The 12384-nt window shown below is 72.8% G+C and carries 2 protein-coding genes; both read left to right on the top strand.

Translation table 11 applies throughout. The features are described 5' to 3' along the window. Nucleotides 1–26 precede the first annotated feature (26 nt). Nucleotides 27–5015 carry a type I polyketide synthase gene (locus ACIQK6_RS22850; RefSeq protein WP_402695351.1) on the top strand — a complete coding sequence of 1663 codons (4989 nt, stop codon included), beginning with the start codon at nucleotides 27–29 and terminating at the stop codon, nucleotides 5013–5015. Nucleotides 5016–5100: 85 nt separating this feature from the next. Further along, a partial coding sequence (locus ACIQK6_RS22855; protein ID WP_402695346.1) for a type I polyketide synthase occupies nucleotides 5101–12384 on the top strand: 7284 nt, incomplete at its 3' end.

A 12384-nucleotide genomic window follows, 5' to 3' on the forward strand; every position in this document is an offset into this window, starting at 1 on the left:
CGGCCACTCCAAGAACGGTTGAGACCCTGATGGCGCATGACGACAAGCTCCGCACCTACCTCCGGCGCGCGACGACCGACCTCCAGGACACCCGCCGCAGGCTGCGCGAGGCCGAGGAGGCGCGCAACGAACCCGTGGCGATCATCGGGATGAGCGGTCGCTACCCTGGCGGCGTACGGTCCCCGGAGGACCTCTGGCGGGTCGTGGCCGACGGCGTCGACGTCGTCTCCGACTTCCCGACCGACCGGGGCTGGAACACCGAAGCCGTGTACGACCCGGAGCCCGGCAAGCCCGGCAGGACGTACGTCCGCAGGGGCGGATTCCTGCACGACGCGGCGGAGTTCGACGCGGAGTTCTTCGGGATCAGCCCCCGCGAGGCACCGGAGACCGATCCGCAGCAGCGGCTGCTCCTGGAGGTCTCCTGGGAGGCCCTGGAGCGGGCCGGGATCGACCCCACGTCGCTCAGGGGCAGCAGGACGGGAGTCTTCGCCGGGCTGATGCACCACGACTACCCGCGCTCCAGCACCGCGGGCAGCATCGTCTCCGGCATCGTGTCCTACACCCTCGGCCTCGAGGGCCCCGCCGTGACCACGGACACCGCCTGCTCGTCCTCGCTGGTCGCGCTCCACCTGGCCTGCCAGTCCCTGCGCGCCGGTGACTCCACGCTCGCCCTGGCGGGCGGCGTGTGCGTGATGGCGACGCCACAGCTGTTCGTCGAGTTCAGCAGGCAGCGCGCCCTGTCCTCGGACGGCCGCTGCCGCTCCTTCGCCGACACGGCGGACGGCGCGGGCTGGGCGGAGGGCGCGGGCATCCTCGTCCTGGAACGGCTGTCCGACGCCCGCCGCAACGGACACCCCGTCCTGGCCGTCGTACGCGGCTCCGCCGTCAACCAGGACGGCGCGAGCAACGGCCTGATGGCGCCCAACGGACCGTCCCAGCAGCGCGTCATCCGAGCCGCCCTGAAGAACGCCGGGCTGGTGGCCGCCGACGTCGACGCCGTCGAGGCGCACGGCACCGGCACCACCCTGGGCGACCCCATCGAGGCCCAGGCGATCCTCGCCACCTACGGCCAGGACCGCCCCGAAGGACGGCCGCTGAGGCTCGGCTCGATCAAGTCCAACATGGGCCACCCGCAGTCCGCGGCCGGAGTCGCGGGCGTCATGAAGATGGTGCTCGCCCTCCAGCACGAGACACTGCCGCGCACCCTGCACATCGACCGGCCGACGCCCCACGTCGACTGGTCGGCGGGCCGGGTCGAGCTGCTCACCGACGAGGTGCCCTGGCCCAGGGGCGAACGCCCCAGGCGCTTCGGCGTCTCCTCGTTCGGCATCAGCGGCACCAATGCGCACGCCATCCTCGAAGAGGCCCCGGCCCCCGAGGGCACCACCCCGAACCCCGGGGACGTCTCCGCCCCCGACCGCGCCGGGGAGCCCGCAGTGCGCACCGCGCCCTCGGTCACCGAAGAGTCCGCGGCGACCCCCTGGCTGCTCTCGGCCCGCACCGAGCCCGCGCTCCGCGCCCAGGCCGGGCGGCTCGCCACCCACCTCCTGGAACGGCCCGAACTCGCCCCCGATGACGTGGCGTTGTCGCTCGCGGTCGGCCGCGCGACCTTCGAACACCGGGCCGTCGCGATCGGCGCCGGCCGCGAGGAACTGTTGCGCGGGCTCACCGCCCTCTCCGAAGGCCAGGACACCCCGGGGCTCGTGCGCGGCGAGGTGCGGGGCAACGGCGGGACGGCGTTCCTCTTCACCGGACAGGGCGCGCAGCGCCCCGGCATGGGCCAGGAGCTGTACGAGGCGTTCCCCGCCTATGCAGCCGCCTTCGACGCGGTGTGCGCGCAGCTCGACGGACTGCTGCCCGGGCCGCTGCGCGAGGTCGTGTTCGCCGCACCCGGATCCGACGGAGCGGCGCTCCTGGACCGCACGCTCTACACGCAGGCCGGGCTCTTCGCGACCGAGGTCGCGTTGTACCGGCTGCTCGAAACCCTCGGGGTGCGCCCCGACTGCGTCGTCGGACACTCGGTCGGTGAGATCGCCGCCGCCCACATCGCGGGGGTGCTCTCGCTGCCCGACGCGGCGCGGTTGGTGGCCGCACGGGGCCGACTGATGGACGCGCTGCCCGAGGGCGGCGCGATGATCGCGGTGCAGGCCGCCGAGGCCGACGTCACTCCACTGCTGGCCGGCCGCGAGGACCAACTGGCTCTCGCCGCCGTCAACGGGCCGACCGCGGTGGTGCTCTCCGGCGACGAGGACGCCGCCACCGAGGTCGCCGCGCTCCTCGCCGAGCGCGGCGCCCGCACCAAGCGACTGCGCGTCAGCCACGCCTTCCACTCGCCCCGCATGAACGGCATGCTCGAAGAGTTCCGCCGGGTGCTCGAAGGCCTGACCTTCCACGAGCCGTCGGTCCCCGTCGTCTCCAACGTCACCGGCGAGTTCGCCAACGCCGGCGAACTGTGCACCCCGGACTACTGGGTGCGCCACGTCCGCGGCACCGTGCGGTTCTTCGACGGGCTGCGCACCCTGCGCCGCCACGGCGCGGACACCTACCTGGAGATCGGCCCCGGCGCGACGCTCACCGCGATGGCCGGCGAAGGCCTCGACGCCACCGAGGACGGCGCGCCGCCGGCCCTCTGCGTGCCCGCCCTGCGCGGCGGTGCCCCAGAACCGCAGGGCCTGCTCACCGCGCTCGCCCAGCTCCACGTCCGGGGCGTCCACGTCGACTGGACCGGCTGCCTCACGGGCCGCCGGGCCCGCCGCGTCGATCTGCCGACGTACGCCTTCCAGCGCCGCTGGTACTGGGCCGAGACCGAGCCCGAGACCGAGCCCGAGACCACGGCCCCCGGCGCGGGCAGCGCGGCCGGCGGTGCCTTCTGGGCAGCCGTGGAACGAGCCGACCTGGACTCCCTCGCAGACACCCTGGAAGTACGCGGCGGCGACCAGCTGGCGTCACTCGGCGCGGTGCTGCCGCTGCTCACCGAATGGCGAAGGCAGAGCGTCGAGCAGGCCACAGTGGACGCCTGGCGCTACCGCATCGGCTGGCAGCCGTACTCCGTGCCCCGGGGCTCCGCGCTCACCGGCACCTGGCTGGCGGTGCTGCCTGCCGACGGCACCGGCGAGGAGTGGGCCGAGGCCGTCGTACGGACCCTCACCGAGCGCGGCGCCGACGTCGTACGGATCCGCGCCACGGCGGCGGACACCGACCGCAAGGCGATGGCCGACCACCTGCGCACCGAGGTGGGCTCGAACACCCCCCTCAAGGGCGTCGTCTCCCTGCTCGCCCTCGACGAGACCCCCGACCCGCGGGGCCCCGTCGCCCCCCGGGGCCTCACCTCCACCGTGGCGCTCGTCCAGGCCCTCGCCGACCTCGACACCCCCGCGCCGGTGTGGAGCCTGACCCGCGGCGCGGTCGCGGCGGGCGCCACCGAGGAGCTGGTCAACCCCGGGCAGGCACAGGTCTGGGGACTGGGCCGGGTCGTCGCACTGGAGACTCCGGAGCTGTGGGGCGGACTCGTCGACCTGCCCGCAGACGCCGCGCCCGACGGGCACCTCACGGCCCGGCTGGCCGACGCACTCGCCGACACCACGGGCGAGGACCAGATCGCGGTACGGGCCGCGGGTGTCTTCGTACGCCGCCTGGAGCGCGCCACCAGTGCCACCAGCCCGGCGGCCGGCGAATGGCGGCCCACCGGGACCGTGCTGCTGACCGGCGGCACCGGCGCGGTCGGCGCGCACGTCGCGCGGTGGCTGGCCCGCTCCGGTGCCGACCACCTCGTACTGGCCGGCCGCCGGGGCGACCGGGCGCCCGGCGCACGGGGGCTGGCGGCCGAACTCACCGAGCTCGGCGCCACGGTGACCCTCGCCGCCTGCGACGCGTCCGACCGCGACGCCCTCGCCGCACTGCTGGCGGAGCTGCCCGCCGACGCCCCGCTGACCGCCGTCATGCACGCCGCCGGCGTACTCGACGACGGCACCCTCGGCTCCCTCACCCCCGAACGGCTCGCCGGAGTGCTGCGGCCCAAGGTCGCCGCCGCCCGCAACCTGCACGAGCTGACCCAGCACCTCGACCTGACCGCGTTCGTGTCGTTCTCCTCCGTCGCGGGCCTGCTCGGCGGCGCGGGACAGGCCGCGTACGCGGCGGCCAACGCCTACCTGGACGCCCTCGCCGACCATCGCAGGTCACGCGGTCTCGCGGCCTCCTCCATCGCCTGGGGGCCCTGGGGCGGCGGCGGCATGGCCACCAAGGAGGAGACCCAGGACCGCGCCTGGTGGCGCGGCCTCACCGAACTGGACCCCGGCCTCGCCGTGGCCGCGCTCCAAGGCGTCCTCGAACGCGGCGAGAGCGGCATCGGCGTCGTCGACGCCGACTGGGCCGAGCTCGCGCCCTCGTTCACCGCGGGCCGCACCAGCCCGCTCATCGGAGGGGTCCCCGAAGCCCAGCGGGCACTGACCGCCGACCGGCCCCGCGGCGGCGCCCCATCGGCGGCCGACGCAGCCCGGTTCACCGAGCACCTCGCCGGACTGACCGCGAGCGAGCAACGGCGCGCCGTGCTCGACCTGGTGCGCGGGCAGGTCGCCACGGTGCTCGGACACGACAGCCCCGAGGCCGTACCGCCCACGAGGGCCTTCAAGGACATGGGCTTCGACTCGCTGACCGCGGTCGAACTGCGCAACCGCATGAACACCGCCACCGGCCTGAAACTACCGGCCACCCTGCTCTTCGACTTCGCCAACTCCGCCGCCCTGGCGGAGCAGCTACACGAGGCACTGGTGGTACCCGCCGACGGTGCGGGGAGTGGCTCCGTGGCCGCCGAACTGGACCGACTGGAGGCCCTCGTGGCGTCCCTCGCACCGGAAGAGATCGAACGCACCAAGGTCACCACCCGACTCCAAGCCCTGCTGACCCGGTTGAACGAGGCGAACGCCACCCAGGAGGCGGCCGCGGTCGCCCACCAGCTGAAGGCCGCTTCGGCAGACGAATTGTTCGACTTCATCGACAAGGAACTCGGGATCTCCTGACGGGAACTCACGTGCTCCCGAAGCGTCGTCTGCACGAACAGTTCCACGAACAGTTCCTGGACTTAAGAGAATTGGTGAGGCCCTGATGGGGAACGAAGAGAAGCTGCTCGACTATCTCAAGCGCACCACGGCCGACCTCGCACAAACGCGGCAGCGGCTGCGTGACGTCGAGTCGGAACCGATCGCGATCGTGGGGATGGCCTGCCGCTTCCCGGGTGAGGTGCGCTCACCGGAAGACCTCTGGGAACTGGTCGTCCAGGAGAAGGACGCCATCAGCGGATTCCCGGACGACCGCGGCTGGGACACCGGTGGCCTCTACGACAGCGAGGACGAACGGGCCGTCAGCGGATACACCCGCAGCGGCGGTTTCCTGCACGGCGCGAGCGAGTTCGACGCCGAGTTCTTCGGGATCAGCCCCCGCGAGGCGATCGCCATGGACCCGCAGCAGCGGCTGCTCCTCGAAGCCTCCTGGGAGGCCTTCGAGCGGGCCGGCATATCCCCCGACGCGTTCAAGGGCGGCCCCGTCGGCGTCTTCACCGGCACCAACGGCCAGTCGTACTTCGGCCTGAAACTGCCCGAGGAGTCCTCGGCGTACATGACGACCGGCACCAACGGCGCGGTGCTCTCCGGCCGGATCTCCTACGCCCTCGGTTTCGAGGGGCCCTCGGTCTCCGTGGACACCGCGTGCTCCTCGTCGCTGGTGGCGCTGCACCTCGCCGTCCAGGCGCTGCGCCGCGGCGAGTGCTCCCTCGCGCTGGCGAGCGGCGTCACCGTGATGGCGACTCCGGATCCGTTCATCGCGTTCGGCAAGGCCCGCGGTCTGTCCGCCGACGGGCGCTGCAAGGCCTTCGCGGAGGCCGCGGACGGCACCGGCTGGGGCGAGGGAGCCGGTGTGCTGCTCGTCGAGCGCCTCGCGGACGCCCGCAGGAACGGCCACCCCGTCTTGGCCGTCGTACGCGGCTCCGCACTCAACCAGGACGGCGCGAGCAACGGCATCACCGCCCCCAACGGCCCCTCCCAGCAGCGGGTCATCCGCGCCGCGCTGGCCAGCGCCGGGCTGTCCACTGCCGATGTGGACGTCGTGGAGGCGCACGGCACCGGCACCACGCTGGGCGACCCCATCGAGGCGCAGGCGCTCCTCGCGACGTACGGCCAGGGACGCACCGCCGAAAACCCGCTGCGACTGGGTTCCGTCAAGTCCAACATCGGCCACACCCAGGCGGCGGCCGGAGTCGCGGGCGTCATCAAAATGGTCATGGCGATGCGCCACGGCATCCTGCCCAGGACCTTGCACGTCGACGAACCGTCCCGGCACATCGACTGGACCGCGGGCAACGTCGAACTGCTCACCGAGCGGACGGTGTGGGAGCGCACCGACCGGCCCTATCGCGCGGCGGTCTCCTCTTTCGGTCTCAGCGGTACCAACGCGCACGTGATCCTCGAAGAGGCGCCCGCCATCACCGAAGAGGCGCCCGCCGCGCCCGCCGGGGAGGAGGCGTCGCGGCCCGCCGACGGGTCCGGCTGGCCCTCGGGCGTTCCGGTGCCGTGGGTGGTGTCCGGACGCACCGCCGCGGCGCTGCGCGCGCAGATCGACCGGCTGCGGGAGTTCACCACAGGACCGGAGCCGTCCCCGGTCGACGTGGGCTTCTCCCTCGCCGCCACGCGCGCCGTACACGATCACCGCGCGGTGGTTCTGGGTACGGATCGTGCGGAGCTGCTTGCCGGTCTCGAGGCGCTGGCGGTCGGGGACGGGATCGGCGGCACTGTGCGCGCCGAGGGCAAGACGGCGTTCCTGTTCACGGGTCAGGGCAGTCAGCGGGTGGGTATGGGCCGCGAGCTCGCGGCCCGGTTCCCGGTGTATGCGAGAGCGCTGGAGGAGGTCTGTGCGCTGTTCGACGCCGACCTGGCACGTCCGTTGCGGGAGGTGATCTTCGGCGAGGAGGAGTTGCTGACCAGGACCGCTTATACGCAGGCTGCGTTGTTTGCGGTGGAGGTGGCGTTGTTCCGTCTGGTGGAGTCTTTTGGGGTGCGCCCTGACTTCGTCGGTGGTCATTCGGTGGGGGAGATCGCGGCTGCGCACGTGTCGGGGGTGTTGTCCTTGGAGGGTGCTTGTCGGCTGGTTGCTGCGCGGGGTCGTTTGATGCAGGCGTTGCCCGCTGGTGGTGTGATGGTGGCGGTGCGGGCCGCTGAGGCGGATGTGCTGCCGTTGTTGAGTGGTGTCGACGGTGTGGGTTTGGCGGCGGTGAATGGGCCGGAGTCCGTGGTGGTTTCGGGCGCGGAGGGCCCGGTTTTGGAGGTGGTGGCGAGGCTGGAGGCGCGGGGTGTCGCGGCCAGGCGGCTGGCGGTCTCGCACGCCTTCCACTCGCCGTTGATGGACCCGATGCTGGAGGAGTTCCGGCAGGTGGTGCGGCAGATCGAGTTCGCCGAGTCGCAGATCGCGACGGTTTCCAACGTCACCGGCACCATTGCCGGTGCGCGGGAGCTGGGCGATCCCGAGTATTGGGTGCGTCATGTCCGTGAGCCGGTGCGGTTCGCCGACGGCATCCGGGCGCTCGAGGCCGCGGGTGTGTCGACCTTCATCGAGCTGGGTCCCGACGGCGTCCTGTCCGCGATGGCCCAGCCGTCCCTGGAGAAGCCCGAAGCCGCCCTGCTCGTTCCCGTCCTGCGCAAGGGCCGCGACGAGGCGCACACCTTGCTGACCGCGCTCGCCCAGGCCTTCCGGGCAGGGACGGCGGTCGACTGGCAGGCGCTGTTCGCCGGCACCGGGGCGCGGCCGGTGGACCTTCCCACGTACGCCTTCCAGCGCGAGCGCTACTGGCTCGACCAGGCCCCCGCCCCGGCCGACGCCTCCTCGCTCGGTCTGGGCGCCACCGGGCACCCGATGCTGAGCGCGGTCGTCCAACTGCCCGACTCCGAAGGGCTGGTGCTCACCGGGCGCCTGTCGCACGACAGCCACCCCTGGCTCGGCGACCACATGGTGTCCGGCACGGTCGTCGTCCCCGGCACCGCACTCGTCGAGATGGCCGTCCGCGCCGGCCAGCAGGTCGGCTGCGACCGGGTCGAGGAACTCGTTCTGGAAGCACCGCTGGTGCTGCCCGCGACCGGCGGGGTGCAGGTACTCGTGCTGCTCGGCGCGCCGGGCAGCGGTGCTGCCCGCGACGTTCGGCTGTACTCGCGCGACGCCGACGCACCCACCGAGACGGCGTGGACCTGCCACGCGACCGGCGCACTGTCCACAGGCCGGCGCAGCGCACCCTTCGATTTCGCTGCCTGGCCGCCCGAGGGCGCCGCACCGGTCGCCGTGGACGCCGTCTACCCGGACTTCGCAGCGGGCGGCCTCCAGTACGGCCCGGTGTTCCAAGGGCTTACGGCCGCGTGGCGGCACGGCGACGAGGTGTTCGCGGAGGTCACGCTCCCCGACACCGTCCACAGCGACGCGGTGGACTTCGGGCTGCACCCGGCGGCGTTTGATGCGGCACTGCACGCGGTGAGCCTTTCGGAGGCCGTCAGCCAGGGCGGTCTGCCGTTCGCCTGGTCGGACGTCGAGCTGTTCGCGACCGGCGCCACCCACCTCCGGGTGCGGGTGCGCACGGTTGACGGCAGGGACGCGGCATCGCTGGACATCGCGGATGCCGAGGGTCGACCGGTGGCGTCGGTGGGCGCCCTGGTCGTACGCCCCGTGTCGGACGCGCAGATCAAGGCCGCGGCCGGAGCCCGCAACGACTCGCTCCACCGGCTGTCGTGGACACCGCTCCCGGCCGGGGAAGCGGCCGACGGCAGCTGGGCGGTGCTCGGCGGGGGAGGCGACGGAGGACAGTGGGCGGACCGGCTCGGAGTCGCGTCCGTGCTGGATGCCGACGCCGACGCCGACGCCGACGCCGACGCCGATGCCGGGGCGGCGGCCGACTTCGTGTTGCTGCCCATGGGCGCCGCGACGTCCGATGCCGGCGCCGGCGCCCCGACCTCCGACCTGGTGGGGTCCGTGCACGCCGAGACCGAACGGGTGCTGGCCACCCTGAAGGGCCGGCTGGCCGACGACCGGTACGCCGCGTCCACTTTGGTCGTGCTGACCCGCGGTGCGGTGGCCTTCGACGGCGGTGACGTGCAGGACCTGGCCGGCGCTGCCGCCGCCGGGCTGGTGCGCTCCGCGCAGGCCGAGAACCCCGGCCGGATCGTCCTGGTCGACATCGACGACGACGTACGGTCCCTGCGCGCCCTGCCGGCTGCCGTGGCCACCCTCGGCGAGGGCCGGCTGGCGGTGCGCGCGGGCGAGATCCACGCCGCGCGCCTGACCCGCGCCCTGCCCGCCGGGGAACCGGGCCGACCTCCCGCCGCCTCCGAGGCCGACGGCACCGTACTCATCACCGGCGCGACCGGTGGCCTGGGCGCACTCTTCGCCCGCCACCTGGTGACCGAGCGCGGAGTCCGCCATCTGCTGCTGGTCGGCCGACGCGGCAAGGACGCACCCGGTACGGCCGAACTCCACGCCGAACTGCTCGAGTCGGGCGCCCTCAGCGTCACCTTCGCGGCCTGCGACGTCGCCGACCGCGAGGCACTCGCCGAGCTGCTGGCCACCGTCCCCGCCGAGCATCCGCTGACGGGCGTCGTGCACGCCGCGGGCATCCTCGACGACGGCACCGTCGCGACGCTGACCCCGGCACAGCTGCACACCGTGCTGCGCCCCAAGGTCGACGCGTCCTGGAACCTGCACGAACTGACCCGCGACCACCCCCTCACGTCCTTCGTGCTGTTCTCGTCGGCCGCCGGGGCCCTCGGCGTCCCGGGCCAGGGCAACTACGCGGCGGCCAACGCCTTCCTCGACGCCCTCGCGGCACGCAGGAGAGCCATGGGGCTCACCGCCACCTCGCTCGCCTGGGGGCCCTGGGCCGAGGGCGGCGGCATGGCCGGCGCACTGGCCGAGGTCGACCGCGAGCGCATGTCCCGCGGCGGCATCGTCCCGCTGAACGCCGACGAGGGCCTCGCGCTGTACGAAGCCGCCCGGGACTCGGGCGAGCCCGCGCTCGTACCCGTCAAACTCGACGCCGCGGCGCTCCGCGCCCAGGGCGAGACGCTCGACCCGCTCTTCCGCGGATTGGTGCCGGTCGCCAGGCGAGCGGCCGCACGAGGCACAGCCCAGGCGGGCACGCTGGTCGCACGGCTGGCCGGGCTGGATCGCGCGGAGCGCGAGCGGGAGCTGCTGCACCTCGTGCGCACGCAGGTCACGCAGGTGCTCGGGCACAGCTCACCGGATGCGGTCGAGCCCGAACGGCCCTTCAGCGAACTGGGCTTCGACTCGCTGTCAGCGGTCGAACTGCGCAACGGCGTGGGAGCGGCCACCGGCCTGCGCCTTCCCGCGACCCTCGTCTTCGACTACCCCTCGTCCGCCGCCCTGGCCGGCTACCTGTACGAGCAGCTGCTGGGCTCGCTGCAGGGCGCCGGGGAGCCGGCGGACGTACCGGACCCGACGCGTACCACCGCGACGGACGGCGACCCGATCGTGATCGTCGGCATGAGCGCCCGCTACCCCGGCGGCATCAAGTCCGCCGACGACCTTTGGGAGTTGGTCGCCGCAGGCCGCGACGCGGTCTCCGAGTTCCCCGACGACCGGGGCTGGGACCTGGACCGGCTCTACGACCCCACCCGGGTGCGCCCCGACACCAGCTACGTCAACGAGGGCGGCTTCCTGCACGACGCTGCCGACTTCGACGCCGCGTTCTTCCGCGTCAGCCCGAACGAGGCACTCGTCATCGACCCGCAGCAGCGGCTGCTCCTCGAAGCGTCCTGGGAGGCCATGGAGCACGCGGGGATCGACCCGGCGGCGCTGCGCGGCAGCAGGACCGGTGTGTTCGCCGGGCTGATGTACCACGACTACCCGACCAGCCACGCGATGGGCAGCGCCGTCTCCGGCCGGGTCTCCTACACCTTCGGCTTCGAGGGCCCGGCGGTGTCGGTCGACACGGCCTGCTCGTCGTCGTTGGTCGCACTGCACTGGGCCATCCAGGCCCTCCAGCGCGACGAGTGCTCGCTGGCGCTGGTCGGCGGCGTCGCGGTCATGGCGACCCCCGAGGTGTTCGTGGAGTTCAGCCGACAGAAGGGCCTGGCGGCCAACGGCCGGATCAAGGCGTTCGCGGAGGCCGCGGACGGCACGGCCTGGGGCGAGGGCGCCGGTGTGCTGCTCGTGGAGCGCCTTTCGGACGCGCGCAGGAACGGTCACCAGGTGCTCGCGGTGGTCCGTGGTTCCGCCGTCAACCAGGACGGTGCGAGCAACGGCCTGACGGCCCCCAACGGACCTTCCCAACAACGTGTGATCCGAGCTGCGTTGGCGAGTGCAGGGCTGTCGGCGGCCGACGTGGACGTGGTCGAGGCGCACGGCACCGGCACCACCCTGGGCGACCCCATCGAGGCCCAGGCGCTCCTTGCCACGTACGGCCAGGAGCGACCGGAGGGCCGCCCGCTGTGGCTCGGCTCGATCAAGTCCAACATGGGCCACACGCAGGCCGCCGCCGGAGTCGCGGGCATCATCAAGATGGTGCAGGCGATGCGGCACGGCGTCATGCCGAGGACCTTGTACGTCGACGAGCCGTCCACGCACGTCGACTGGGAGGCCGGAGCGGTCGAACTTCTGACCGAGGCCAGGACGTGGGAGACAACGGACGGTGCGCCGCGTCGTGCGGGCATCTCGTCCTTCGGTATCAGCGGTACCAATGCGCATGTGATCGTGGAGGAGCCTCCGGGGCAGGTTGTGGGGGAGGTGGTTGCCGGCGGGGATGTTGCTGTGTCGGGTTGGCCCGTGGGTGTTCCGGTGCCGTGGGTGGTGTCGGGTCGTACGGCGGATGCGTTGCGTGCGCAGGCGGCGCGGTTGCACGAGTTCGTTGCTGCTGGTGCGGATTCCTCCCTGGTGGATACCGGTTTCTCGTTGGTGACTTCGCGTGCGCTCTTCGATCACCGCGCGGTGGTTCTGGGTACGGATCGTGCGGAGCTGCTTGCCGGTCTCGAGGCGCTGGCGGTCGGGGACGGGATCGGCGGCACTGTGCGGGCCGAGGGCAAGACGGCGTTCCTGTTCACGGGTCAGGGCAGTCAGCGGGTGGGTATGGGCCGCGAGCTCGCGGCCCGGTTCCCCGTGTTCGCGCGCGCATTGGATGAGGTCTGTGTCCTTCTGGACGCGGGTCTCGAACGTCCGTTGCGGGAGGTGATCTTCGGTGAGGAGGAGTTGCTGACCAGGACCGCTTATACGCAGGCTGCGTTGTTTGCGGTGGAGGTGGCGTTGTTCCGTCTGGTGGAGTCTTTTGGGGTGCGCCCTGACTTCGTCGGTGGTCATTCGGTGGGGGAGATCGCGGCTGCGCACGTGTCGGGGGTGTTGTCCTTGGAG

The organism is Streptomyces sp. NPDC091682, assembly GCF_044756625.1.
GTDB lineage: Bacteria > Actinomycetota > Actinomycetes > Streptomycetales > Streptomycetaceae > Streptomyces.